Source organism: Kitasatospora sp. NPDC048296 (genome assembly GCF_043201815.1).
GTDB lineage: Bacteria > Actinomycetota > Actinomycetes > Streptomycetales > Streptomycetaceae > Kitasatospora.
Window position 1 is genome coordinate 16,462 of the sequence record NZ_JBICZB010000054.1, and the last position, 25,362, is coordinate 41,823.

Here is a 25,362-nt window from a genome sequence, read left to right on the forward strand (position 1 = left end):
CCCGGGGCCCGGGACAGGCGTCGGACAAGGGGAAGAGATCTCATGACCGATCCGGTGTGCGTCGAGCCGGTACGTGTCGGCCTGGTCGGAGTCGGCATCATCGCCGAGACCCACCTTGCCGTCCTGGCCGAACGAGACGATGTGGCCCTGGAGTTCACGGTCGACTCCCGCCCGGTTGAGCCGGTGGAGTTCCAGGGCACCACGCCGCCTCACTACGGCAGCCTCACCCAGGCACTCGACGCACACCAGCCGGACCTGGTGGTCCTCGCCACCCCTACGGAGACACACGCCGAGCTGGCGATCCTGGCCCTCCTTCACTCAACAGCCAGAGTGCTCGTGGAGAAGCCTCTCGTCCATGACCTCGCCTCCCTCGCGGGGCTGCGCGAGCTGGAGGGGAAGGCCGACGTAGCAGGCCGGCTGTTCACCGCCCATCACTTCGCCTTCTCCCCCGAGGTCGACTGGGCGGCGGAGTTGCTCGCCGCGAACCCGGACTGGGGGCCGATCACGGCCGTCACCTCGGCCTTCTACGACCCCTACGTCCTTCGCGGCGCAGAAGCCTTCGCTTCGTACGTCTCCAGCTGGATGGACTCCGGGGTGAACCAACTCAGCATGCTCACCCGCTTCGTGGACCTCACCGGACTCACCTCCTCCCAGCAGGTGGACGGTGGCGCGAGCGCGTGGTGCACGGTGGGATTCCGCTCCCGGGGCGAGGCCGGTACAGCCCGGCTGCGCAGCAGCTGGCTGACCGGTTCCAGCAGTAAGGAGAGCAGCTTGGTGCTCGGCCGCTCCAGTGTGGAGGTCTGGATCGACCACACTGCCATGACCGGATTCGCTGCCCGGGAGGGCGAGTTGCTGGCAGCCTTCGGCAACGACGGCCGGACCGCGCGGAAGGTTGCCCACTACCGCCCGCTCTACGCCAGCCTGCTCTCCGACCGGCCCGATCCGGTGCTCGGCTTCGATGCCGCGGCGACGATCACGGCGATCCATCACGCGGTGCCAGGGGCTCGGTAGGCGCCGGGCTGTTGGCTCGTTCAGGAGCCTCAGTGAACGATCCCTGACCTGGGAAGACAGTGGCAGGCGGGCGGAAAGGCCCGGTTCGGACGAATGTCCGGACCGGGCCCTTTTGCGTGTGTGCGGGGGTGGGCTGGAGGCTGGGTGGGGCGAACTGATGGTCGGGTGAGCTGATTGACAGTCTGCAAAACCATCAGTCATGCTGACATTCAAGAATGGTGATGCACAGAGAGGGTGGCAGCTCATGGGGCACCGGTACGCGTTCCTCTTCCCCGGGCAGGGCAGCCAGCACGTGGGCATGGGGGCCGACCTGTACGAGCGGTCGCCCTTCTTCGGACAAGTGCTGCGCCGGGCCGGGGCGATGGTGGGGCAGGACATCGAGGAGGCGGTGCTGGTCGGTCCGGCCGAGCGGCTGACCGAGACGGTGCCGACCCAGCTGTCCGTGCTGGCGCTGTCGTGCGCGCTGACGGCCGAGTTGGACCTGCTCGGGCTGGCCCCGGCCGTGGTGGCCGGGCACAGCCTGGGGGAGTACTCGGCGCTGGTGGCGGGCGGCTGGCTCGACCTGGACGACGCGTTGGTGGTGGTCGCCAACCGGGCGGCCGAGATGGCGGATTGCTGTGTGGCGACGCCGGGGGCGATGGCCGCCGTGCTGGGGATGGACCCGGCGGCGGTACGGACTGCCGCCGCCGAGGTGTCCGGCACGGTGGTGGTCGCCAATGCCAACAGCCCGCGCCAGTCGGTGGTTTCCGGGGAGAGCGAGGCCGTCCGGCTGCTGTCCGGGGAGCTGCTGGAGCGGGGTGCCAAGGCGGTGATCCCGTTGGAGGTGCACGGAGCCTTCCACTCGCCGCTGATGGCGCAGGCGGAGGACCGGCTGGCCCCGCTGATCGCCGACCTGCCGCTGCACGCCGGCCACACCCCGCTGATCAGCAGCATGACCGGCCAGTTGGTCACCGACCTCGCTGACTACCGCCGCCTGTTGGCCCGTCAGATCGCCGCCCCCGTGGAGTGGGTCGGCGTGATGCAGACGCTGCGCGCGGAGGCCGTGGACACCTGCATCGAGGTCGGCCCCGGCACCGTACTGCGCGGCCTGCTGCGGCAGTTCGACCGCAAGGCGGTCTCCGCGTCCTGCGCCGGCTGGGGCGACGCGATGGCACTCACCGTGGGCGACGAGCACCTGCTGGTCGCCTAGGACCTGGCCCGACTGGCCGTAGGAGCCCGACCGGCGGCAAGAGCCCGACCGGCCGTAAAGAGCACCGAGCACCGACCACTTCACCGACCGAGAGGGACAAGGAGAGCGCGATGCGTCGAGTCGCGATCACGGGCCTGGGGGTCCTGGCCCCCAATGGCATCGGAAAGAAGAACTTCGCCGAAGGCCTCTGGGAGGGCCGCAACGGCGTCTCCCGCATCGGCTCCTTCGATGCCGCGGGATTCAACTCGCAGATCGCCGGCCAGTTGCCGCCGGTGGTCCTGCCCGGCAGCCCGGCCGAGGAGCCGGACGGCGACGACCGGGTGGTCCGGATCGCCCTGGCCGCCGCGTACGAGGCGATGGCCGACGCCGGACTGGACGGACCGGGCGACGTCGACCCGTTCCGCACCGGTGTGGTGATCGCCAACGCGATCGGCGGCACCAAGTTCATGACCGAGCACTTCCCGGGCCTGACGGCGGGCGGCACCGGCCCGATCGACGTGGCCGCCGCGCACCGCCGGCTGCACCTGTCCGCGACCTTCAACACCCCGACCGCCGCGGTCGCCGACGCCTTCGGCCTGTACGGCCCGGCGGTCACCCTGACCACCGGCTGCACCGGCGGCAACGACGCGGTCGGTTTCGCCTTCGACGCCATCCGGCGCGGCGAGGCCGACGTGATGGTGGCCGGTGCAGCCGAGGCCCCGATCACCCCGTTCGTGGTCGCCTGCTTCGACGTGATCGGCGCGCTGTCGGTGCGCAACGACGACCCGGAGCACGCCTCCCGCCCGTTCGACCGGTTCCGGGACGGCTTCGTGCTGGCCGAGGGCGCGGGCATCGCGGTGCTGGAGGAGTGGGAGCACGCCCGCGAGCGCGGCGCCGTGATCCTCGGCGAGGTGCTCGGCTTCGGCAGCAGCGCCAACGCCTTCCACATGACCGACCTGGCCGAGCACGGCACCGACCTCGCGCGCTCATTCCAACTCGCGCTGGACGACGCGAAGTTGCCCGCCGAGCGGATCGGCTACGTGAACGCCCACGGCTCCTCGACGCCGCAGAACGACGTCTGTGAGACCAACGCCGTCAAGCTGGTGCTCGGCGAGCAGGCGTACCGGACGCCGGTCAGCTCGATCAAGTCGATGGTCGGCCACGCGCTGGCCGCCGCCAACGCCCTGGAGTTCGTGGCCTGCGTGCTCGCGCTGAACGAGCACCGGCTGCCGCCCACCGTCAACCACGTCGAGCCCGGCGAGCACTGCGACCTCGACTACATCCCGAACACCGCCCGCGAGGCGACCGTGGACGCCATCGCCAGCCTCTCCAGCGGCTTCGGCGGCATCCACTCGACGGTCGTCCTCGGCCGCGCCTGAGCCACCCGACGGAAAGAGAGGACACGAGATGCGCAAGGTCGTCATCACCGGGGTGGGGCTGGCTCTCCCGGGCGCCCGCACCACCGAGCAGTTCTGGGAACTGGTCGGCGCGGCCCGCCCGGCGGTCGCCGAGATCGACCGCTTCCCGACCGAGCGGTACACCGCGCACCGCGCGGGCGTCGCCGGGGACGAGGCGGTCGCCTCGATCCCGCTGCGGCTGCGCAAGCGGATGGACCGCTTCTGCCAACTGGCCCTGGTCGCCGCGCAGGACGCGCTGGCCGCCGCCGGCCTGGACCCGGCCGAGGCCCCCGAGGGGGTCGGCGTCTACCTGGGCAACATGTACGGCGGCTGGGAGATCACCGAGGAGAGCATGCGCCGGCTCTGCCAGGTCGGCTACACCGGCGTCAGCCCGTACATCGCCTCGGCCTGGTTCCCCACCGCGCCGCAGGGCCAGATCAGCATCAAGTGGGGGATCAAGGGCTTCTCCAAGACCGTCGCGGCGGACACCGCCAGCGCCGCCGTGGCGATCGGCTACGCGGTGCGGGCGATCGCCGAGGGCCGCGCGGAGGCGATGCTGGCCGGCGGCGCCGAGGCACCAGTCACGCCGTACACCTACACCTTCTGCGAGACCAGCGGGCGGCTCACCCCGGGCGACTACCGGCCGTTCGGCGCCGGGGCGGACGGCTACCTGGTGGGCGAGGGCGCGGTGGTCTTCACCCTGGAGTCCGAGGAGAGCGCCAGGGCGCGCGGCGCCGAGATCCTCGCCGAGGTCGCCGGGTTCGCCGCCGGGCACGCCGGCTCGGACCAGGTCTTCGGTCGCACCGGCACCGACGTGCTCACCCACGTGGCGCAGACCGCGCTGAAGGAGGCCGAGGTCGCCCCGCAGGACCTCGACCTGATCGCCCTGGACGCGCAGGGCACCGTCTACGCCGACGCCGGCGAGGTCCGGGCGGTGGCGGACCTGCTCGGGGCGGGCGCGGTCGACCAGGTGCCGTGCACCACCGTCAAGCCGGTCACCGGCCACCTGCTCGGCGCGGCCCCGGCCGTGGACCTGCTGGCCGCGCTGCTGGCGATCCGCAACGGGGCGGTGCCGCCGGTGGCGGGGATCACCGCGGGGGAGCGGGAGGCGACCGAGCTGGACCTGATCGTCGACGCCCCCCGGGTGCGGCCGGTGCGCACCGCGCTGGTCAACGCGCGCGGCGCGGACGGCACCGTGGCGGCCCTGGTGCTGCGCGGGCCCGCTGTCGAAAAGAACTGACTTGCAAACTCAATGAACTGACTGATCGTCAGATAAGCGATCGCAACCAGTCGAGGGAGAAGCCCGAGATGAGCACCCAGACCCTGTCCACCTTCGACCGGCTCAAGGCCGTGCTGGTCGAACTCGGCATCGAGGCCGAGGAGATCGTCCCGGAGGCGCAGCTGCGCGCCGACCTGGACATCGACTCCGCCGAACTGGTCGAGACCGTCGCCTCGTTGGTGGGCGGCCAGGCCCCCGACGGCAAGGCGCTGAAGAACGTCCGTACGGTCGCCCAGCTGGTCGAGTTCCTGGACGGTCGGATCTGAACCGCGGCTCGCCCGCCCGCACGGTGGGCGAGACCTTCGACAGGCGAGGAGAGGAGGCGTGATGTCAGAGCACGAGGGCCCACCGCCCGCGGTGCCCGGGCTCCGGCTGATCGACCTGAGCGTCATCGTCCAGGACACCCCGAGCGAGGCGACCCCGGTCGAGGTCGAGGTCCTCGACCACGAGACCGGCGCCGTCGTGCTCGGACTCGGTCCGGACGCGTTCCCGGACGGCATGGCGGTCTCCAGCGAGACCGTCACGCTGACCACCCACACCGGGACGCACATGGACGCGCCCCTGCACTACGGGCCGCAGTCCGGCGGCGCGCCCGCGAAGAGCATCGACCAGGTCCCCCTGGAGTGGTGCTACGGGCCGGGCGTGCGTCTGGACGTCCGCCATGTGCCGGTCGGCAGCGCGATCACGGTGGACCAGCTGATCGCCGCGCTGGACGAGGCCGAGCACGAACTGGCCCCGGGCGACATCGTGTTGCTCTGGACCGGCGCCTCGAAGCACTGGGGCACCGCGGAGTACCTCACCGAGTACGCCGGCCTCTCCGGGAAGGGCACCGCCTTCCTGGTGGAGCGCGGGGTCAAGGTGATCGGCATCGACGCCTGGGGGCTCGACCGCCCGATGGCCGCGATGGTCGAGGAGTACCACCGCACCGGTGACCGCGAGGTCCTGTGGCCCGCCCACATCTACGGGCGGATCAGTGAGTACCTGCAGCTGGAGAAGCTCAACCGGCTGGAGGAACTGCCCGGGCCCACCGGCTTCATGGTGACCTGCTTCCCGGTCGCCGTGGCGGGCGCGGGCGCCGGCTGGACCAGGGTGGTCGCGATGGTCGGCCCGACCGGGCTGGCCCCCGCGGACCCCGCCGGTCCCGCCCGGCGCGCCGCAGAGCCGGACGGGCGAGAGGCGGACTGAGCCGTGGTGGTCCGCTTGGGGGTCGACGTCTCGGACGTCGCGGACTGGGCGGTACGGCTGCGGCGCACCCCGCAGGTGGCCGCGGTGGCGTTCACCGAGCGCGAGCTCGCCGCCACCGCGGCCGACCCGCGTGCGCTCGCCGAGGTGTGGGCGCTCAAGGAGGCCGTGCTCAAGGCGCTCGGGACGGGCTTCGACGGGATCGGCTGGCGCGGGATCGAGGTGGCGCCGCCCGGTGGCGGGGCCCGGGTGGTCCGGATCGCGGGCGGCCGCCACCCGCCGGGCTTTCCCCGGGTGTTGCGTGGCGCGGTGCGGGAGGTCGGGGGTTCGGTGCTGGCGGCGGTGGTCGCCGCCCCGGGCCTCGGCCACCGCCCGCCGCCGCGGCTGCGCGCCGCCCTGGTGGCCGTCCCGGGCGGCCTCCCGCGCCGGGAGCGGCAGCGGGCCCACTCGGCGGCCGCCCGGCTGGCCGGACGGCGGGCCTGGGAGGCGCTGTGCGCGGGCGCCGGCCGGACGGCCGGGGGGACCCGCTGGGGCCGTACCGAGGCGGGCGCGCCGGTGCTGCGTACGGCGGACGGGCTGCGCGTCCCGGTGGCGCTGGCCCACGGCGCCGGGCTGGCGGCCGCGCTGGTGGCGCTGCCCGCTGCCCGGGTCCCGTACGAGTCCGGGGACAACGCGGCCGGGGACAACAAGGCCGGGGACAACCGGCCCGGCGATTCGGGCCGGGGGTCTGGAAAACCATCTCTAGAGCTGACTATCATCGCGCATGACAATCTGCTCAAGGAGGTGACGGTCCATGCCTGAGACCGCGGACACCGCCACGGCCCGGCAGCCCGAGCCCGGCACCGGCCGGCTGCTGCGCCAGGCGGCCGACCGGTTCTCCGACCGGCTGGCCGGGGCGCTCGCGGACCGCGGCGTGCGGCCCAAGGACCACGCCGTGCTGGCCACCCTGGCGGCCCAGGGCCCCAGCGCCCAGCAGGCCCTCGGCGAACAGCTCGGGATCGACCGGACCAGCATGGTCGGGCTGATCGACCAGCTGGAGGAGCAGGGCTGGGTGGTCCGCCGGCGCAACCCGGCCGACCGGCGCGCCTACCGGATCGAACTGACCGAGCCGGGCGTCCGGCTCGCCGCCGAACTCGCCGCGCTGGAGCGGCAGGTGGACGAGGACCTGCTGGCCGGCCTGGCCGCCGTGGACCGCGGCGCGCTGGAGCGGCTGCTCGACCTGCTGGCGGTGTGACGAAGGCCCGGCGCACGGACGCCGGGGCACGTGGAGCTCACAGGCGCCGAAGGCTCAGAACGGGAAGCTCGGCACCGAGACGGCCGAGGCGCGGTAGACCTCGGCCCCGGGACACGCGGCCTGGACGGTGTGTCCGCCGTCCGCGGTCGGCAGGGTGACCAGCACCGGCTCGTGGCCGAACCGCCGGTGCGCCAGCTCCACCCAGTCGACGCAGGGCCAGGGCCCGACGGGCAGCCGCCCGACGGCATGGCGGCGCAGCAGCGCGAGCTGCTCGGAGCCCTGGTGCCAGGCCGTCAGCGCCCGGGTGCCGCTCGGGCCGGTCGGCGGTGCGAAGCGGGTGCGCCGGGCGCGGTGCGCACCGGGTCGTGCCGGCCGCCCGCCGGAGCCGGGCCCCGGCGGGCGGCCCAGCCGGGCGGCCATCGCCTTGAGGAAGGCGTCCTCCAGGGCGGCGCCGGGAGTCGCCCGGCCGCTCACCCCGAAGCTCGCCGCGTCGCCGTTGCCGCGGTGCATCACGACCATGCCGAGCGCGAAGCCGGCCGAGGTCCACAGGAACGCCTCCGCCGTCAGCCCCTGCGCGGGCAGAGCCCGTCGGACCTCCTCGGGTAGCCGGTCGGCCAGCAGCACGGTGGCGTCGGCCAGCCGGGTGTGCGGGTGGCGCCACCAGCGGGCGGCGACGTCGAGCGCGAGCACCTCGGCGAGTGCCGGGCCGGGTGCGGCGGCGCCGTCCAGGACGGGTTCGCGCACGGCGGCGGGGACGGGGGCGGAGAAGAAGATCCGGGCCGGCACCAGGTAGCGCAGCCCGCTGACCGCGCCGACGCCGGCCAGCGCGGGCAGCGGCGGGGCCGCGACGGGCTCCGCGGCGCCGGGGACGAAGTCCGCGGGCCGTAGCGTCCGGACCGGGCCCGGCCCGACGGCCGTCGGGCCGTTGGCGGCCTCCTGCAGGGCGCGCGCCGCGTGGTAGCGGGCGAGCGCGCCGCGCCGGGCGTCCGCCGCGGTGAAGCCGCAGGCGGAGACGGACATGGGGTGGCGGCCGCCGAGGTCGGTCACGGTCGCGCCGTGCACGGCGCCGTGCACCACGGACGTCCAGATGGTCTCCTCGACGGTCGTCGTCATCCTCGGCCTTCCTTCCCCCTGTCTTCCGCCTCAGTGTGCGGGGCTGCCGACGGGTGCTCCATCCCCAGAACTGTGCAGGGCGGCCGGGGCGTTCCGCCCCGACCTGCGTACTTCGCCGGAACGGACTTTTGGTCCTGTCGGCGTCTAGTTCGGCTCAAGCTCCCAGGCCCTGGGCTTCCTTACGCTGCGAACAGCACAGCAACGGCAAGTGGCTGCTGGAGCACGGGGCTTTACCACTGTTGCTGTTTCTCTAGGCAGGTCTCGGTGATTCGGACATTTCGACTGATTGTCGGTGCTGTCCAGTATGGTCCGGGAAGCTGCTGATTCGGCTCTGGTTGGGGGGTTCGTGCGGAAGTTCGAGGAGCGTCCTGGGTTCGTTGTTCAGGCGTACCGTTTCGCGCTGGACCCGAACGTCGAGCAGGACGGTCGGCTGCGGTCGCACTGCGGTGCGGCTCGGGCCGCGTACAACTGGGCGGTGTCGTGGGTCGAGGCGTCGTGGTGGCAGCGGAAGGCGGAGGAGTCCTATGGCATCCCCGAATCTGAGCTGACCGAGTGGCGGCCGTGGTTGCTGCCCGCGCTGCGGAGGGTGTTCAACGAGGCGAAGAAGTCCGACCCGAGGTTCGCCGGCTGGTGGGAGGAGAACTCGAAGGAGGCGTACTCGACCGGTCTGGCGAACGCGGCCGCCGCGTTCGACAACTACGCCAAGTCCAAGCGCGGTCGGCGCAAGGGCAAGCGGGTGGGGATGCCGCGTCGGAAGTCGAAGCACAAGGCCCGGCTCTCGTGTCGGTTCACCACCGGCGTCATCCGCGTCGAGGCGGACCGGCGGCATGTGACGCTGCCCCGGCTCGGGACGATCCGTACCCACGAGTCCACGCGCAAGCTCGAACGGCGGATCGCCAACGGCACGGCTCGCGTTCTGTCAGCGACCGTGCGGTACGAGCGGGGCCGATGGTTCGTCTCGTTCCAGGTCGAGGTCATGAAGCACGAGCGGAGGGCGGTGCGGCCCGAGGTCGCGGTGGGTGTGGACCTGGGCGTGAAGTGCCTGGCGGTGATGGCCGACAGCGCCGGTGAGGTCCGGTACGTGTCGAACCCGGCGCACTACGACAGTGCGCTCAGGAGGCTCAAGCGACTCTCGCGGCGCGTCTCGCGCCGCCAGGGCCCTGACCGGCGCACCGGTCGGAAGCCGTCCAAGCGGTGGCTGATCGCCGACGCCGAGCGCAACCGTGTGCACCACCGGGTCGCGAACCTGCGCGCCGATGCCCTGCACAAGCTCACCACCGGCATCACCGCCGAGTACGGCACGGTGGTGGTTGAAGACCTCAACGTGGCCGGCATGCTCAGGAACCACCGCCTGGCCCGCAGGATCCAGGACGCCGGGTTCGGCGAGATCCGCCGCCAGATCACCTACAAGACCGGATGGGCCGGAGGCCGCACAGTAGTGGCGGACCGGTGGTACCCGTCCTCCAAGACCTGCTCGAACTGCAAGACAGTGAAAGCCAAACTGCCACTGCACGTCCGAGTGTTCACCTGCGACGCCTGCGATCTGGTCATCGACCGGGACGAAAACGCGGCCCGCAACCTCGCCGACCTCGCGTCGGCCCGCACCACGGGTACCGGAGTGGCCGGAGACCCGGACGCGCAAGCGTCGAAACCGCGTGGAGCCGACCGGAAGACCCGCACCACCACCCACAGCCGCAAGGCCACGGGTGGGCGGGCAGGTGGCACAACTCTGCCGCACCAGCGGCAGAAGGAAGCGCGAGACCGTCATCAGGACACCACGGCACTCACGCTGCGGTGACACCGTTACGGACCATTCCGTACGAAAGGCCGGAATTGCTGATATTCGACTACGGAATCAGGAACGGAAGAGCGAGGGATGAGCAGGCCGACCGGAGCAAGAGGCGGGGAAGCACCGCTGGTCCGCCGCCGCCTGGTCGACGGCGGGCGGCACATCTCGTGGACGGCCGGCGGCGAGGGCCCGGCGCTGCTGGTGCTGCCCGGCTGGGTCTCGCACCTGTCGGTGGACTGGTCGGTCGGGCCGGTGGGCGACTTTCACCGCTCGCTGGCCGAGTCCTTCCGGGTGATCCGCTACGACCCGCCCGGGGTGGGGATGTCCGCCGAGGAGGATCCGGACTTCTCCCGGGAGCGTCAACTCGCCGATCTCGCGGCGGTGGTGGACGCGTGCGCGGAGGAGCGGGTGATCGTGCTGGCGAGCGGCCTGGCCGGTCCGCTGGCCATGCTGTTCGCCGCCCGGTACGCGGACCGGGTGAGCCGGCTGGTGCTGTTCGGCACCGCGCCGTCCTTCACCGCGGACCGCGACCACCCGGACGGGCTGGCGGACGACCTGCCCGGCGCGGTGGAGCGGCTGGTCCGGGCGGACTGGCACCTCGGCTCCCGGCTGGTGGCCGAGCTGCTGCTGCCGGGGACCAGGCCGGAGGAGGTCCGCTGGTACGCCGACTACCAGCGGATGTGCGCCCAGCCGGAGGCCGCCGCCGCGCTGTTCCTGGACTCCTGCGCGCTGAACGCGTGGTCGGAACTGGCCGAGGTGGCCGTTCCCACGCTGCTGCTGCGCCGGGAGGACAGCTACCTGTGTCCGGCGGCGGTCGCCCGTCGGATGGTGGAGGCGCTTCCGGAGGCGGTGAGCCGGACCCTGCCGGGCGGTGCCTCGCTGCCGTACTTCACCGATCCGGAGACGGTGCTGGCCGAGCTCGCGGCGTTCGCCAACCCCGGTCGGGGGCTGTTGACCGACCGTGAGCTGGCGGTGATCGGCCGGGCCCGGGACGGGCTCTCCAACCGGGCGATCGCCCGGATCCTGGGGATCTCGGAGCACACCGCGGCCCGCCATCTGGCCAACATCAACGTCAAGTTGGGGGTGAACAGCCGGGGCATGGCGGTGGCCAGGGCGATGGAGCTGGCCCTGATCTGACCCGTCCGCCGGGTCGCCCGGGATACTCGTATCCGATATAGTAAACGCGCATAGTAAGTGGAGGAGGGGCCCACCCATGTGGGGGATCCAGTACATGCAGACCACCGAGCAGACCCCTGTCACGGAGGGAAAGTGAGCACCGCCATGAACCAGTCCGCAGTGCAGAACCAGCCGGAGGCCGACTTCGAGCGGCCCGCCAAGCCGGCCGAGAGCCCGGGCTTCCTGCTCTGGCGCGTCACCCTCTCCTGGCAGCGGTCCATCGCCGCGGCCCTCAAGCCGCACGACCTGACGCACGTGCAGTTCGTGCTGCTGGCCGGCGCCGGCTGGCTCGGTGCCCAGGAGGGCCCGCCCACCCAGCGCCACCTGGCCGACCACTCCGGCACCGACCCGATGATGACCAGCCAGGTGCTGCGCACCCTGGAGAGCAAGGGCCTGGTCGAGCGGATCCCGGACCTGGTCGACACCCGCGCCAAGCGGGTGCAGGTCACCGAGGCCGGGGCCGCGCTGCTGGAGAAGGCGATGTACGCGGTGGAGAAGGCCGACTCCGAGTTCTTCGCCCCCGTCCCGCGCAACGCGGCGCTCGCCGTGCTGTACGCGCTTTCCGACGAGTGGGGCCAGCCGCTCGCGTCCGGACTGCCCAGCAACCGCAAGGAGGACTGAGCCATGGCCACGGAAGCGACGGCCCTGCACCTGACGGACGTTCGGCTGCCCGCCCGGGAGCCGTTCGACTTCCGGGCCTCCCTCGGCTTCATCGGCTCCTTCCCGGCGATGGCCGGCCAGCAGGGCACCGCGCAGGCGGCGCTCACGCTGGCCGTCCGGGAGGCCGGGGCGACCCTGGGCGTGCGCCTCACGGCGGCGCCCGGGGTGTCCAGGGCGTCCGGTCTGGACGCCCGGCTCGCCGCGGAGCAGCCGATCACCGCCGAGGCGGTGGCGGCGGTCACCGACCGGATCGACTTCTACCTGGGGCTCTCCGACGACCTGGCCGGGTTCTACCGGCTGGCCCGGCAGGACGAGCCCTTCGCCCGGGTGGTGGAGCGGCTGCACGGCTACCACCAGGTCAAGTTCCCCTCGCCGTTCGAGCTGCTCTGCTGGGCGATCCTGTGCCAGCGGGTGCCGATGCCGGTGGCCCGCCAGATGAAGCGGGCCCTGGTCGAGGCGGTCGGCAACCGGATCGACGTGGGCGGTGAGCGGCTCTGGGCCTTCCCGGACGTCGACCAGCTGGCCCGCTTCGAGGAGGCCGAGCTGGTCGCCCTGATCGGCAACCAGCGCAAGGCGAGCTACCTGCACCGCTCGGTGCGGCTCTGGGCCGAGCTGGACGAGCACTTCCTGCGCACCGGCCCGTACCAGGAGGTCCGCGAGCGGCTGCTGAAGCTGCCCGGGATCGGCGAGTGGTCGGCGTCCTTCCTGCTGATCCGCGGGCTCGGCCGGATGGAGCGGATCGTGCTCGACAAGGAGATGGGCCGGGCGGTCCAGCGGGTCTACGGCCGGCCCGTCGACGAGGCGGAGTTCCAGAAGCTGGCCGAGCACTACGGGGCCTGGCAGGGCTACTGGGGGCACTACCTGCGCGTCGGCGGCTGACCGGAGCGCACGGCGTCGCGCACCCGGCGTCGAGCGCCCCGCGTCGACCACCTCGCGTCGAACACCCAGCAGAGCGCCCCACCGCGGTCCGACCGCAGTGGGGCGCTCTGGATTTGACGTTCAGTCAGGTGCGTCAGTTCTTCGCGGGCCTGCGCAGTCCGACCAGGGCGATCAGCGCGCCGGCCACCGCCAGGCCGGCCGCGGTGGCCATGCCCCAGCGGTCCCCGGAAAGCAGCGCGTGGGTGTCCGGGTGCGAACCGGCCAGGTGGTGCGCCCGGGAGGTGGCCACCGTGGAGATCACGGCCAGGCCGATCGCCCCGCCGATCTGCTCGCAGGTGCTCAGCAGGCCGCCGGCGGCGCCCTGGTCCTGGTCGGCGACGCCCTCGGTGGCGGCCAGGTTGATCATCACGATCGCCACCACGCCGCTGAAGTTCACCACCACGGTGCAGGCCGACACGAACGGCTGGGTGCCGCTGGTCGGCAGGGTGGCCAGCACCCCGGTGGCGGTGGCCTGGAACAGCGCGCCGATGATCAGCACCCGGGTGGCGCCGAACTTCCGCGCCAGCGGCTCGGAGGAGGCGCCCGCCGCCAGCCCCGCCACCCCGGCGGCCGCGAAGGTCAGGCCGGCGCGCAGCGGGGAGAAGGCCATCACGTCCTGCAGGAACAGGGTGACGGTGTAGACCAGCCCGAAGAACGAGCCCATCATCAGCACATTGGCCAGGTTGGCCACCACCAGCCGGCGCAGCTTCAGCAGGGCGAGCGGCAGCACCGGTTCGGCGCTGCGCACTTCGACCGCGGCGAAGGCCAGTGCGCCGACTGCGGCCAGCGCCAGCGCGCCCAGCACCCGGGTGGAGGTCCAGCCCGTCACGCTGCTCTCGGAGAGCGCGAAGACCAGGGACACCACCGAACCGGTGATCAGGACGGCGCCGGGCAGGTCCATCCGGCGCGGCCGGCGGCCGTCCCGGCCGGGGCCGAGCAGCCGGGCGGTGAGCACGGCGAGGACGGCGCCGATCGGCACGTTCATCCAGAACACCCAGGACCAGTTGAGGTACTGGGTGATGACGCCGCCGCCGACCACGCCGGAGACGAAGCCGGCGCCGAGCACCGCGCCCCAGGCGCCCATCGCCTGCTGGCGCTCCTTCTCACCGGTGAAGGTGGTGGTCAGGGTGGCCAGCGCGGCCGGGGTGACGGCGGCCGCGCACAGGCCCTGGACGGCCCGCAGGGCGACCAGCTGCCCCGGCGAGCCGGCGAGTCCGGCCAGCACCGAGGCGCCGGTGAAGCCGGTGAGGCCGAACACCAGCAGACGCCGGCGCCCGTAGAGGTCGGCGAGGCGTCCGCCGACGATCAGGAAGCCGCCGAAGGCGAGGACGTACGCGGTGACCACCCAGACCAGGTCCCCGGCGCGGAAGCCGAGGTCGCCCTGGATCGCGGGCAGTGAGACGTTCACGATGGAGAAGTCCAGCGACATCATGAATTCGCTGAGGCAGAGCAGGAGCAGGACTATCCCGTTGGCCGCCCGGTGGCCCGGGCCGGCCGCCGCGGCGGGCGACGGCGCCCCGGGGGGCGCCGTCTCCGTGGAAGTCCTGGACTCGATGATGGACACGTGCGCCTCCTGGGGTTGAAGGGGTCGTCGGCTCAGGCCGTCAGGCCGCGGCGATCTCCGCGAGACGGGCGACGGTGGCCGGGATGTCGGCGGTGACCGCGGGGCCGACGTGCGGCGCGGCCTCGGCGGCGGCCGGGCCGGTGATCTCGACCCGGTGGGTGATCTTGGTGCGGCCGTCCTCCTGCGCCTCCAGGATGTGGATGAAGTGCAGGACCAGGCCGTTGACCACGGTCTCGTCGGTGAAGCGCTTGTTGGGCTCGGCCTCGATCAGGGTGAACGGGAAGCCGTCCTGGCCCTTGGGCTTCAGGTGGCCCTTGGTGCCCACCTCGAACGGGCCGTGCAGCTCGATCGCGTCCAGGCCCTGGTCCCAGCTCTCCCACTTGGTGGTGTCGCTGTAGAGGGCCCAGACCGCCTCAGGGGTGGTGTCGGCGATCACGCTGTGCTCGTACTCCCACATGGGGGGAAGTCCTTTCGTCGGTGATAAGGGATTCGCATCGATGATTCGCATCGATCCGGCAATTGTTGCCCGGCAATTCTTCACCGGCTTTTGCGGCAACCCCTCGAATTCCGCTCGAGCGCCACTTGAGCGCCATTTCCGGCGGCTTCGGTATGCGGGCATATCGACTGCTCAGAGGCGGTAAGCGCGCCGACCCGCCGTCGGTATGCAGCGGCCCGCTAGGGCTTGACCGGAGCGCTGCATGGTTTTGGGGATGGCTCGCTCGAATTCCATAGCGGAGTATGGGGGTTGTTCGGCGTCGACCGCCGAGAAATCCGAACGGCGCCATCCAGTGGAGCGAGGTCAGTTGCGATGAAACGGCGTCACCTGTTCGAGTTCGAGGATCTGTCCTGGTTCCCCGCGGTGCTGCGGAACCCGATCACCGACCTGCTGCGCGAGGCCATCGTGCTGCGCGGCGACGTCTACGCGCCGGTGGTGCCGTTGCTGGCCAAGCTGGTCCGCGAGCACGACATCTCCCGGATCGTCGACCTGTGCTCCGGCGGCTCCGGCCCCTGGACGGTGCTGAAGGGCCGGCTGGCCGAGGAGGACGCCGACGTCGAGCTGGTCCTCACCGACAAGTACCCCAACCGGGAGGCGCTGGCCGCGGCGGTCCGCACGATCGGCGACGGCCGCACCCGCTTCGAGGCGCAGTCCGTCGACGCGACGGCCGTGCCCGAGCGGCTGTCCGGACTGCGCACCCTGTTCACCGGCTTCCACCACCTGCGGCCGCACACCGCCCGCCAGGTGCTGAAGGACGCCTACCGCCGGCGCGAGGCCGTCGCCGTGTTCGAGTTCACCGAGCGTCGCTGGGCGCCGATCCTGCTCACCGTCCCGCTCGGCCCGCTGCTGGTCTGGGGCTGGGCGGCCCGACTGCGGCCGGTCAGCTACAGCCGGCTGTTCTTCAGCTACCTCGTGCCGCTGGTGCCGCTCGCCTTCATGTGGGACGGCATCGCCTCCAACCTGCGCACCTACACCACTGAGGAGCTTCGAGAGATGGTGCACGACCTCGACGCGTCGGACTACTCCTGGGAGGCCGGCGTTTTGAAGCCCGAGGGCCGTGGCGGACCGCCGGTCACCTATCTGATCGGCCGGCCCGTCGGCATCGAGGGCGGGAAGGGGGCGGCCCGATGACCATCGCCCCGGAGCGGCGGGCCGCCGCCGGCCCCGCGAAGACCTGGGCGGTCGCCACCGGCGGCTCCCCGCTCGGTGTGATGCGCGGCTTCTCGAAGAACCCGATCGCCCTGCTCACCGACGTGTTCCAGCAGCACGGCGACGCCGTCAAGGTGCGCTTCCTGGCCAACCAGTACTTCTACTTCCTCTCCGACCCGGACCACATCCGGCACGTGCTGGCCACCAACTCGGCCAACTACAGCAAGGCCCCGCACCCGGCCTTCCTGCTGCTCGGCCGGGTCATGGGCAAGGGCCTGGTGACCAGCGACGGAGACCTGTGGAGCCGTCAGCGCCGGCTGATCCAGCCCGGGTTCACCAAGCAGCGGGTCGCCACCTACGGCGACATGATGACCGGCGCGACGCTGCGGATGCTGGACCGCTGGCGCGAGCGCGGCGCCCGCGGCGAGGACGGCCCGGTCAACGTCGACGCCGAGATGATGCAGCTCACCCTGGACATCGTCGGCCAGACGCTGTTCAACATGGACATCATCAACGAGGCCGGCAAGGTCGGCACCGCGTTCAGCGAGGTCAGCGAGCAGTTCGCCAAGCTGCTCGGCAACCCGTTCGGCCCGCTGATGGTCAACATGCCCTTCCTGCCGCTGGTCAAGCGGTTCAACGCCAACGTCGCCGAGCTGGACGAGGTCATCCACGACATCATCGCCAGCCGCCGCGACAACCCCGTCGACACCGGCGACCTGCTCTCCCTGCTGATGGCCGTCACCGACGAGGACGGCGGCCGCGGGATGAGCGACCAGCAGCTGCGCGACGAGGTCATGACCCTGCTGCTGTCCGGCCACGAGACCACCGCCGACGCGCTGACCTGGACCTTCCACCTGCTCGCCGAGCACCCCGAGGTGCTGGAGCGGCTGGAGCACGAGGTCGACACCCAGCTGGCCGGCCGCACCGCCACCGTCGCCGACCTGCCGAACCTGCCGTACACCAAGCAGGTGGTCCAGGAGGCGATGCGGCTCTACCCGCCGATCTACCTGCTGGCCCGCTGGGGCAACGGCCCCGACGAGGTGGGCGGCCTGCCGCTGCCGAAGGACGCCAGCATCACCATCTGCCCCTGGGTCGTGCACCGCCACCCCGACTACTGGAGCGACGCCGAGCGCTTCGACCCGGAGCGGTTCACCCCGGAGAACCTGGCCAAGCAGCACCACTACGCCTACGTCCCGTTCAGCGGCGGCCAACGCCAGTGCCTGGGCGTGCACTTCGCGCTGATGGAGGCGCAACTGCTGCTCACCACCGTGGTCCAGCAGTTCCGGCTGCGCTCCGTGCCGGGCCACCGGGTGGTCGCCGGCCCGGTGATGACCCTCCGCCCCGAGGGCGGCCTGCCGATGTACGCCGAGCCGCGCAGCGCGTCCTGACGAAGCGTCAGCCGAATCCGGAGCGCCGCAGCTCCCCAGCCCGTGAACGTCCGATTGGAGACCCGAGCATGACCGCGCCCGTCACCACCCAGCCGTACCCGCAGAAGTACACCACCCCGTTCATCCTGTATCCGCCGGCGCTCTGGGAGAACCGCTCCGGCCAGGAGTTCCTGCCGCAGCTGGCGCTCGACCAGACCGGCCAGGACTACGTGATGTACCTGTCGATCCCGTTCTGCCGGGTGCGCTGCTACTCCTGCCCGTACTTCGTCGACCAGCTCTCCCCGCACGACCCGCGCAACAAGGAGGCGCGCTTCGTCGACGCGATCGTCGCCGACCTGGAGCGCTGGGCGTCCTACAAGCGCTTCCAGACCGGCAGCCTGCGCGCCATCTACATCGGCGGCGGCACCGGCTCGCTGCTCAAGACCGCGTACCTGAAGCGGATCCTGGACACCATCTTCGCCAACTACCCGGTGGCCAAGGACTACGAGCTCACCCTCGAGGGCAACGCCCGCGACTACACCCCGGACAAGCTGGACTACGTCGCCGACTCGCACATCAACCGGGTCAGCCTCGGCGTGCAGTCCTTCGACGAGAGCATCCTGCGGATCATCGGCTCCCCGCACGCCGCCCAGGAGTCCATCAAGGCGATCAACGAGCTGTCCTCGCGCGGCTTCAGCAACATCCAGATGGACATGATGTACAACCTGCCCGGCCACCGGCGGGAGACCTGGCAGCGCGACCTGGAGGTGCTGCGCGACCTCGACGTCAAGCACCTGACCACCTACCTGTACCGGATCCACCCCGGCACCCCGCAGGACAAGTTCATCAAGATGGGCAAGGTCGCCCCGCTGGTGGACAAGGAGTCGGAGTACGTCCGCAACATGTACCGCGACCTGGTCGAGGCCACCGAGAACATGGGCTTCCACAACTACATGTTCGACCACTTCTGCCGGCCGGGCTGGGAGAACGTCTACAACGAGTGGACCTTCCTGCGGAACAACGTCGAGATCCTCGGCGTCGGCCCCAGCGCCTACAGCTTCATCAACGACTACCGGGTCGGCGGCCGCAAGGACGTCGAGGGCTACATCGCCGCCGTCAACCGCGGCGAGCACTTCATCTCGGCCGTCTCCTCCCAGCTGAGCCCGCGGGTCCGCAAGGAGCGGTACGTGATGAACATCCTGCAGGCCTTCGCGGTCGACCTGAAGGAGTACGAGTTCCAGTTCGGCTCCAGCTTCCTGGAGGACTTCAAGCCCGAGGTCGAGCGGATCCTCAGCCGCGGCCTGGCCGAGCTCGCCGACGACAAGCTCACCCTCACCCAGCTGGGCCGCGAGTGGCACATGAACGTGATGCTCGAGTTCACCAACCCGGACTTCTGGGGCGAGACCACCGCGCTGGAGCACCCGCACTGGGCCATGAACACCCCGATGGTCGACCTGTTCGCCGGCCGCCGCGAGGACTGGCTCGGCGCCTGAGACCCGACCGTACGCACAACAGCCCAAGGAGCAAGCAGAGATGACCACCGTCAGCCCCACGGCGGGCCTCACCATCGACACCCACCCCGGGTTCGCCCACCGCACCGTGCAGACCCTCGTGATCGAGGCGCCGCTGGACGCCGTCTACGGGGCGCTGTTCGAGGTCCGCGCGTGGCCCCAGTACCTGCCGCACGTCCAGGAGATCGACGTCCGCTACGACGACGGGCGCTACCAGGAGTTCTTCATGACGGTCGCCTCGGAGACCGACGGCTCCCAGCTGCGGGTCCGCTCGATCCGCAACTGCCGCCCCGGGGAGATCGAGTTCTTCCAGCCCGAGCCGCCGGAGTTCCTCAAGCACCACGGCGGGATCTGGCGCTTCACCCAGGCCGCCGGCAACCCGGAGCACACCCACGTCGAGGTCACCCACGTGTGGAACCTCCACGAGGAGGTCGCCCCGCTGGTCTACCCGGCCACCGAGGAGGCGAGCACCGAGGAGCAGGTGACGACCATGCTGGCCGGCCACTCCAAGCTGGCGCTGGACTCCTGGCGCAAGGTGCTCACCGGCAAGGGCGGGGAGTGACCGCCGTGGCCGCCATCACCGAGAGCGTCGTCATCGACGCCCCGATCGAGGCCGCCTACGGCGCCTTCGCCGACCTGGACCGCTGGCCCGCGATCCTGCCGGACACCCTGGACGTCCAGGTGCTCTACTGCGACGGCTACAACCAGGAGTTCACCATGACGGTGGAGCGCCCCGGCGGTCAGGAGACCGTCCGCGGCGTCCGCTACTGCCGCGCCCCGTACGAGCTGGAGCTGGTGCAGACCACGCCGCCGCCGCTGCTGAAGCGGATGACCGGCCGCTGGACCTTCGCCGAGCAGGACGGCCGCACCACCGTCACCGCCACCCGCGAGTTCGAGCTGCTGGCGCCGCCCTCCGGCGACCCGGCCGCCGCCCCGGTGCCGGACGAGGCCGAGTTCGGCCGCCGGCTCTCCGGCCACCTGCAGCACAACCTGCAGCTGTTCCGCGAGGCGGTCGAGGCCGTTGTCGACCGCTGAGCGGGCCGAACCCCGTGAGACAGCCGAACTCGCCGACCGCAGCGACCTGCTGAGCGTCAGCCGGTCGATCGCCGCCCCGGTGGCCGAGGTCCGGGCGCTGTTCTGGGACATCGCCTCCTGGCACGCCGTCTGGGACCGGATCACCTCCGTCCGGGTGCACTACGACGACGGCGCGCACCAGGAGTTCGACCTGGAGGTGGAGCGCGACGGCCGGACCGAGTTCGTCCGCACCGTCCGCTTCCTGGCCCCCGGCGGCGACATCGAGTTCTTCAGCCCGACCCCGCCGCCCGGCATGGCCGACCACGTCGGCGCCTGGCGCTTCACCGAGCAGGACGGCGGCTGCCTGGTCACCGCCGAGCGGAACTACGAGCTGCTCCCGGCCCAGCCGGGCGGCAGCCCGTCCGACCCCGCCCACCAGGACTACCGGGACGCCTACCGGCGCCGCTTCGAGGACCGCCTCGGCCGGATCCTGGACAGTTTCGTCAGCCACTTCGAGGCGGGCGCGCAGCCTGCGCCCGCCGCCCTGGGAGCCGCCGCGTGACCACCGATGTGATCGTGATCGGAGCCGGCCCGGCCGGCTCCACCGCGGCGGCGGCCGCGGCCAAGGCGGGCCTGAGCGTCCTGCTGCTGGACCGCGCGATGCAGCCCGCCCCCCACCTGCCCGAGTCGTGGTCGGGCGAGACCCTGCCGCTGTTGCGCGGGCTCGGCGTGGAGGACGTCAAGGAGGCCTTCGGCGCCGCCACCGGCGTGCGCTTCCTCAACGCCACCGGCCGCTTCGGCCTGGAGCTGACGCTGTCCCGGGCGGCCGGCTGCGACCTGCCGGCCGTGGTCCGGCTGGACCGCTCCAAGTTCGACAAGATCCTGGTGGACAACGCGATCCGCCAGGGCGCGAGCTACCGCCCGCTGCACACCGTCACCGACGTCGAGTTCGCGGCCGACGGCAGCGGCGTCAAGCTCACCGCGGCCACCCCGGCCGGGATCGCCGAGCTCTCCGCCCGGTACGTCATCGACGCCAGCGGCAAGTCCGCCCTGGTCTCCCGGGCGCTCGGCACCCGGGAGGAGCCCGAGCAGCAACTCGACCCGCGCGAGGCGGTGTTCAGCCACTTCAAGCCCGAGCGTGAGCACGAGCTGGCGGTCGAGGGCACGATGACCATCATCGGCATCACCCACGGCTACGTGTTCGTGATCCCGATGGGCGGCGGCCGGGTCGGCGTCGGCGTGGTGGTCGGCGACGACCACGCCCAGCGCTACGGCGGCGACATCGAGTCGCTGTTCTGGGCCGAGGTCGACGAGGCCGCCCCGCTGCAGACCCTGCTGGCCGGCGCCGACCAGCTGCTGCCGGTGCTGCCCGCGCTCAACCGGCGCTTCCGCGCCACCGAGCTGGCGGGGGAGGCGTACGCGATCGCCGGCGACGCCGCCGCCTTCCTGGACCCGTTCTTCTGCAGCGGCATCGACATCGCCGTCCAGGCCGGGCTGTTCGCCGGCCAGGCGGCCGTCGACTCCCTGGCCGCCCCGGGCGCCGAGGAGCGCTCCGCGGTGGTCGCCCGCTACCAGGAGAAGGCCGGCGCGCTGATCAAGGGCGCGGACGCGGCCGGTGACGCCACCTTCGCGGACGGCGTCCACCAGCAGCTGCTGATCGGCCTCGCCGACCCGCACCTGCCCACCGTGCTGCCGCTGGCCGCCCTGCTGCAGAGCACCCTGCGGGGCAGCGCCGAGGAGCCGCCCGGCTCGCCGCGCGAGCTGATCGGCGGCGTCCGCGAGCAGTTCAGCCTGCTCTGACCGGCCGCCCCGCACCAGGAGAGCGCACGAGAGCACGAGAGGCAGCGCCCAATCACACGAGAGTGAGGACAACCGCAATGATCCCCGTGACCGGAGGCATCGACATCAGGGGCGACCTCGCCACGGTCGGCGCCTACCTCGGGCACATGCCCAACCTGACCGAGTGGACCACCTTCTTCCAGGCGGTCGACGGCGAGAAGGACGGCAGGTTCCAGGTGCAGTCCGTGATGGGCCCGATCGAGACCTGGATCACCGGCACCGAGAACGCCGGCGCCCGCCGCTACGTCATCCACTCGCTGATCCGCGGCCAGGAGGAGGAGGCCGAACTCGACCTCCAGGAGCACGGCGAGCACGTGGCCGTCCGCTTCACCGTCAACCTGCCGCCCCACGTCGACGAGGACGTGGTGGTCGGGCAGCGCAACGAGATGGCCGAGGAGCTCGTCCAGCTCAAGCGGCTGCTCGAAGCGAGCTGACCGCCCCGCTCGGTCCCCGCCGCCCCACCGGCGGGGACCGGCCGCCGCTTCCCCGCGCCTGCGCCCGTCCGCCTGTCCGTCCGTCCCAGTTGCCAACCCTTACGGAGCACCCATGGCCCGCCGCCTGTTCACCTCCGAGTCCGTGACCGAAGGCCACCCCGACAAGATCGCCGACCAGATCAGCGACGCCATCCTGGACGCGCTGCTCACCCAGGACCCGGGCAGCCGGGTCGCGGTCGAGACGCTGATCACCACCGGCCAGGTGCACATCGCCGGGGAGGTCGCGACCTCCGGCTACGCCGACATCGCCGCGATCGTCCGGCGCACCGTCCTGGAGATCGGCTACGACAGCTCGCAGAAGGGTTTCGACGGCGCCTCCTGCGGCGTCTCCGTCTCCATCGGCTCGCAGTCCCCGGACATCGCCCAGGGCGTCGACGCCGCCTACGAGGCCCGGGTCGAGGGCGCCGAGGACGAGCTCGACAAGCAGGGCGCCGGCGACCAGGGCCTGATGTTCGGCTACGCCTGCGACGACACCCCCGAGCTGATGCCGCTGCCGATCGCCCTGGCGCACCGGCTGTCCAAGCGCCTGTCCGAGGTCCGCAAGAACGGGACCGTCCCGTACCTGCGCCCCGACGGCAAGACCCAGGTCACCATCGAGTACGACGGCGACCGCGCCGTGCGCCTGGACACCGTGGTGGTCTCCTCGCAGCACGCCGCCGACATCAGCCTGGAGGGCCTGCTCGCCCCCGACATCCGCGAGTACGTGGTCGAGCCCGAGCTCGCCGCGCTCGGCATCGACACCAGCGACTACCGGCTGCTGGTCAACCCGACCGGCCGCTTCGAGGTTGGCGGCCCGATGGGCGACGCCGGCCTGACCGGCCGCAAGATCATCGTGGACACCTACGGCGGCATGGCCCGCCACGGCGGCGGCGCCTTCTCCGGCAAGGACCCGTCCAAGGTGGACCGCTCGGCCGCGTACGCGATGCGCTGGGTCGCCAAGAACATCGTCGCCGCGGGCCTGGCCCGCCGCGCCGAGGTGCAGGTCGCGTACGCGATCGGCAAGGCCGAGCCGGTCGGCCTGTTCGTCGAGACCTTCGGCACCGAGGCCGTCCCGGTGCTGACCATCCAGGAGGCCGTCACCAAGGTCTTCGACCTGCGCCCGGCCGCGATCATCCGCGACCTGGACCTGCTGCGGCCCATCTACGCCCAGACCGCCGCCTACGGCCACTTCGGCCGCGAGTCGCAGGACCTGACCTGGGAGCGCACCGACCGGGCGGCGGAGCTGCGCGCGGCCGCCGGGCTCTGACGCCCGGCTCCGCACCGACGCCGAGCCGAAGTACGAGAGGGGAAGTACGTTGACCACCATCCAGAGCGGACTCGCCGATCGTCTCGGCACCGTCGTCGGCAGCCCGACCCCGCCGCCCGCCGCGGTCCGGGCCCCGGTGCACCCCCGGACCGCGGCGGGCGGGCCGCAGCTGCGCTCCGCCGTCGAGCAGTTGGCCGCCAAGCACCGGGAGGCCTACGACGGCCCGAGCGCGGACGCCACCGAACGCCAGCACGCCCGCGGCAAGTTGACCGTCCGGGAGCGGCTGGACGTGCTGTTCGACGAGGACACCTTCGTCGAGCTGGAACCGCTGCGCCGCCACCGCGCCTCGGGCCTCGGCCTGGAGGACCGCAAGCCGTACACCGACGGCGTGGTGGTCGGCTGGGGCGAGGTGCACGGCCGGACGGTCTTCGTGTACGCCCACGACTTCCGGATCTTCGGCGGCGCGCTGGGCGAGGCCCACGCGCAGAAGATCCACAAGATCATGGACATGGCCCTGGCCGCCGGTGCCCCGCTGGTGTCGCTGAACGACGGCGCCGGCGCCCGGATCCAGGAGGGCGTCACCGCCCTGGCCGGCTACGGCGGCATCTTCCAGCGCAACACCAGGGCCTCGGGCGTCATCCCGCAGATCTCGGTGATGCTGGGCCCGTGCGCGGGCGGCGCCGCCTACTCGCCGGCGCTGACCGACTTCGTGTTCATGGTCCGCGAGACCTCGCAGATGTTCATCACCGGCCCGGACGTGGTCCAGGCGGTGACCGGCGAGAAGGTGAGCCAGAACGGCCTGGGCGGCGCCGACGTGCACGCCGAGGTCTCCGGGGTGGCGCACTTCGCCTACGACGACGAGCGGACCTGCCTGGAAGAGGTCCGCTACCTCCTCTCGCTGCTGCCGCAGAACAACATGGAGATGCCTCCGGTCGAGCCCACCGGCGACCCGGCCGACCGCCGCTGCGAGGAACTGCTCGACCTGGTGCCGGCCAACGGCAACCAGCCGTACGACATGCGCGAGGTGATCGCGGCGATCGCCGACGACGGCGAGTACCTGGAGCTCCAGGAGCGCTGGGCGAACAGCGTGATCTGCGCGCTGACCAGGCTGAACGGCGCGGTGGTCGGCATCGTCGCCAACCAGCCCCAGTCGCTGGCCGGGGTGCTGGACATCCACTCGTCGGAGAAGGCCGCGCGCTTCGTCCAGATGTGCGACGCCTTCAACATCCCACTGGTCACCATGCTGGACGTGCCCGGCTTCCTGCCCGGCGTCGACCAGGAGCACGGCGGCATCATCCGGCACGGCGCCAAACTGCTGTACGCGTACTGCAACGCCACCGTGCCGCGGATCCAGCTGATCCTGCGCAAGGCCTACGGCGGCGCCTACATCGTGATGGACTCCCGCTCGGTGGGCGCCGACCTGTCCTTCGCCTGGCCGACCAACGAGATCGCGGTGATGGGCGCGGAGGGCGCGGTGAGCGTGATCTTCCGCCGGGAGATCGCCGGCTCCACCGACCCGGTGACCACCCGGGACCTGCTCATCCAGGAGTACCGCGAGGAGCTGATGCACCCGTACTACGCGGCCGAACGCGGCCTGGTGGACGACGTCATCGACCCGGCCGAGACCCGCCGGATACTGATCCGCTCGCTGGCGGTGCTCCGCTCCAAGCACGCGGAGCTGCCCCGCCGCAAGCACGGCAACCAGCCGGTGTAGCCCCCTCCCCCCGAAACGGACGACCGCTGCCGGAGCCCCCC

At 71.8% G+C, this 25,362-nt stretch carries 25 protein-coding genes; 22 read left to right on the plus strand and 3 right to left on the minus strand.

The window, feature by feature from the left end:
- Nucleotides 1-42: 42 nt before the first annotated feature.
- The 8 genes from ACGF12_RS27080 (at nucleotide 43) to ACGF12_RS27115 (ending at nucleotide 7,271) form a co-directional block, all read left to right on the plus strand.
- Complete coding sequence (locus ACGF12_RS27080; protein WP_393035192.1) at nucleotides 43-1,011, plus strand: Gfo/Idh/MocA family protein; 969 nt, start codon at nucleotides 43-45, stop codon at nucleotides 1,009-1,011.
- A gap of 244 nt (nucleotides 1,012-1,255) precedes the next feature.
- Nucleotides 1,256-2,200, plus strand: a complete 945-nt coding sequence (locus ACGF12_RS27085) for an ACP S-malonyltransferase (RefSeq protein WP_393035195.1) — start codon at nucleotides 1,256-1,258, stop codon at nucleotides 2,198-2,200.
- A gap of 110 nt (nucleotides 2,201-2,310) precedes the next feature.
- Nucleotides 2,311-3,558, plus strand: a complete 1,248-nt coding sequence (locus tag ACGF12_RS27090; RefSeq protein ID WP_393035197.1) for a beta-ketoacyl-[acyl-carrier-protein] synthase family protein — start codon at nucleotides 2,311-2,313, stop codon at nucleotides 3,556-3,558.
- Between the two features lie 28 nt (nucleotides 3,559-3,586).
- Complete coding sequence (locus ACGF12_RS27095; protein ID WP_393035199.1) at nucleotides 3,587-4,816, plus strand: beta-ketoacyl-[acyl-carrier-protein] synthase family protein; 1,230 nt, start codon at nucleotides 3,587-3,589, stop codon at nucleotides 4,814-4,816.
- A gap of 68 nt (nucleotides 4,817-4,884) precedes the next feature.
- Nucleotides 4,885-5,121 (plus strand): phosphopantetheine-binding protein, encoded by a 237-nt coding sequence (locus ACGF12_RS27100; protein ID WP_350743348.1) that lies wholly within the window; start codon nucleotides 4,885-4,887, stop codon nucleotides 5,119-5,121.
- Nucleotides 5,122-5,182: 61 nt separating this feature from the next.
- On the plus strand, nucleotides 5,183-6,040 hold the full coding sequence (locus ACGF12_RS27105) for a cyclase family protein (protein ID WP_393035201.1): 858 nt from the start codon (nucleotides 5,183-5,185) through the stop codon (nucleotides 6,038-6,040).
- Nucleotides 6,041-6,043: 3 nt separating this feature from the next.
- Nucleotides 6,044-6,838, plus strand: coding sequence for a 4'-phosphopantetheinyl transferase superfamily protein (locus ACGF12_RS27110; protein WP_393035204.1), 795 nt, complete (start codon nucleotides 6,044-6,046; stop codon nucleotides 6,836-6,838).
- Nucleotides 6,831-7,271 carry a MarR family winged helix-turn-helix transcriptional regulator gene (locus ACGF12_RS27115; protein ID WP_393035206.1) on the plus strand — a complete coding sequence of 147 codons (441 nt, stop codon included), beginning with the start codon at nucleotides 6,831-6,833 and terminating at the stop codon, nucleotides 7,269-7,271. Before ACGF12_RS27110 ends, ACGF12_RS27115 begins: the two co-directional genes overlap by 8 nt.
- Before the next feature lie 54 nt (nucleotides 7,272-7,325).
- Here ACGF12_RS27115 and ACGF12_RS27120 read toward each other — a convergent pair whose 3' ends face one another.
- Nucleotides 7,326-8,384 carry a hypothetical protein gene (locus ACGF12_RS27120; protein ID WP_393035209.1) on the minus strand — a complete coding sequence of 353 codons (1,059 nt, stop codon included), beginning with the start codon at nucleotides 8,382-8,384 and terminating at the stop codon, nucleotides 7,326-7,328.
- 346 nt (nucleotides 8,385-8,730) lie between these two features.
- Here ACGF12_RS27120 and tnpB point away from each other — a divergent pair, with 346 nt between their 5' ends.
- The 4 genes from tnpB (at nucleotide 8,731) to ACGF12_RS27140 (ending at nucleotide 12,888) form a co-directional block, all read left to right on the plus strand.
- The gene (gene tnpB, locus ACGF12_RS27125; protein WP_393035212.1) at nucleotides 8,731-10,182 is read left to right on the plus strand and encodes an IS607 family element RNA-guided endonuclease TnpB; all 1,452 of its coding nucleotides are present in this window, start codon (nucleotides 8,731-8,733) and stop codon (nucleotides 10,180-10,182) included.
- 78 nt (nucleotides 10,183-10,260) lie between these two features.
- Nucleotides 10,261-11,310, plus strand: a complete 1,050-nt coding sequence (locus tag ACGF12_RS27130) for an alpha/beta fold hydrolase (RefSeq protein ID WP_393035215.1) — start codon at nucleotides 10,261-10,263, stop codon at nucleotides 11,308-11,310.
- A 144-nt stretch (nucleotides 11,311-11,454) separates the two neighbouring features.
- Entirely contained in the window at nucleotides 11,455-11,970 is a 516-nt protein-coding gene (locus ACGF12_RS27135; RefSeq protein WP_393035218.1) for a MarR family winged helix-turn-helix transcriptional regulator, read from the plus strand.
- Between the two features lie 3 nt (nucleotides 11,971-11,973).
- Nucleotides 11,974-12,888: a DNA-3-methyladenine glycosylase family protein gene (locus tag ACGF12_RS27140; RefSeq protein WP_393035221.1), complete on the plus strand. Its 915-nt coding sequence runs from the start codon at nucleotides 11,974-11,976 to the stop codon at nucleotides 12,886-12,888.
- Nucleotides 12,889-13,021: 133 nt separating this feature from the next.
- Here the strand turns inward: ACGF12_RS27140 and ACGF12_RS27145 are convergent, their stop codons facing one another.
- Together ACGF12_RS27145 and ACGF12_RS27150 are read right to left on the minus strand one after the other, a co-directional pair.
- Entirely contained in the window at nucleotides 13,022-14,491 is a 1,470-nt protein-coding gene (locus ACGF12_RS27145; RefSeq protein WP_393035224.1) for an MFS transporter, read from the minus strand.
- A 40-nt stretch (nucleotides 14,492-14,531) separates the two neighbouring features.
- Entirely contained in the window at nucleotides 14,532-14,948 is a 417-nt protein-coding gene (locus ACGF12_RS27150) for an SRPBCC family protein (protein ID WP_380613141.1), read from the minus strand.
- A 351-nt stretch (nucleotides 14,949-15,299) separates the two neighbouring features.
- Here ACGF12_RS27150 and ACGF12_RS27155 point away from each other — a divergent pair, with 351 nt between their 5' ends.
- From ACGF12_RS27155 to ACGF12_RS27200, 10 genes are all read left to right on the plus strand, one after another.
- A complete protein-coding gene (locus ACGF12_RS27155; protein ID WP_393035227.1) occupies nucleotides 15,300-16,118 on the plus strand; it encodes a hypothetical protein in 819 nt (272 codons plus the stop codon).
- The gene (locus tag ACGF12_RS27160) at nucleotides 16,115-17,524 is read left to right on the plus strand and encodes a cytochrome P450 (protein WP_393035230.1); all 1,410 of its coding nucleotides are present in this window, start codon (nucleotides 16,115-16,117) and stop codon (nucleotides 17,522-17,524) included. The genes ACGF12_RS27155 and ACGF12_RS27160 overlap by 4 nt, the downstream gene beginning before the upstream one ends.
- 68 nt (nucleotides 17,525-17,592) lie before the next feature.
- A complete protein-coding gene (locus ACGF12_RS27165) occupies nucleotides 17,593-18,996 on the plus strand; it encodes a coproporphyrinogen-III oxidase family protein (protein ID WP_393035233.1) in 1,404 nt (467 codons plus the stop codon).
- Nucleotides 18,997-19,036: 40 nt separating this feature from the next.
- A complete protein-coding gene (locus ACGF12_RS27170) occupies nucleotides 19,037-19,576 on the plus strand; it encodes an SRPBCC family protein (RefSeq protein ID WP_393035236.1) in 540 nt (179 codons plus the stop codon).
- Between the two features lie 5 nt (nucleotides 19,577-19,581).
- The gene (locus ACGF12_RS27175; RefSeq protein WP_393035239.1) at nucleotides 19,582-20,049 is read left to right on the plus strand and encodes an SRPBCC family protein; all 468 of its coding nucleotides are present in this window, start codon (nucleotides 19,582-19,584) and stop codon (nucleotides 20,047-20,049) included.
- Nucleotides 20,036-20,590, plus strand: a complete 555-nt coding sequence (locus tag ACGF12_RS27180) for an SRPBCC family protein (protein WP_393035241.1) — start codon at nucleotides 20,036-20,038, stop codon at nucleotides 20,588-20,590. Before ACGF12_RS27175 ends, ACGF12_RS27180 begins: the two co-directional genes overlap by 14 nt.
- The gene (locus tag ACGF12_RS27185) at nucleotides 20,587-21,828 is read left to right on the plus strand and encodes an NAD(P)/FAD-dependent oxidoreductase (RefSeq protein ID WP_393035244.1); all 1,242 of its coding nucleotides are present in this window, start codon (nucleotides 20,587-20,589) and stop codon (nucleotides 21,826-21,828) included. Before ACGF12_RS27180 ends, ACGF12_RS27185 begins: the two co-directional genes overlap by 4 nt.
- A 77-nt stretch (nucleotides 21,829-21,905) precedes the next feature.
- Complete coding sequence (locus ACGF12_RS27190; RefSeq protein ID WP_393035247.1) at nucleotides 21,906-22,301, plus strand: hypothetical protein; 396 nt, start codon at nucleotides 21,906-21,908, stop codon at nucleotides 22,299-22,301.
- A gap of 112 nt (nucleotides 22,302-22,413) precedes the next feature.
- Nucleotides 22,414-23,607: a methionine adenosyltransferase gene (metK, locus tag ACGF12_RS27195; RefSeq protein WP_393035250.1), complete on the plus strand. Its 1,194-nt coding sequence runs from the start codon at nucleotides 22,414-22,416 to the stop codon at nucleotides 23,605-23,607.
- 169 nt (nucleotides 23,608-23,776) lie between these two features.
- On the plus strand, nucleotides 23,777-25,321 hold the full coding sequence (locus ACGF12_RS27200; RefSeq protein ID WP_393035302.1) for an acyl-CoA carboxylase subunit beta: 1,545 nt from the start codon (nucleotides 23,777-23,779) through the stop codon (nucleotides 25,319-25,321).
- The last annotated feature ends 41 nt before the right edge of the window (nucleotides 25,322-25,362 follow it).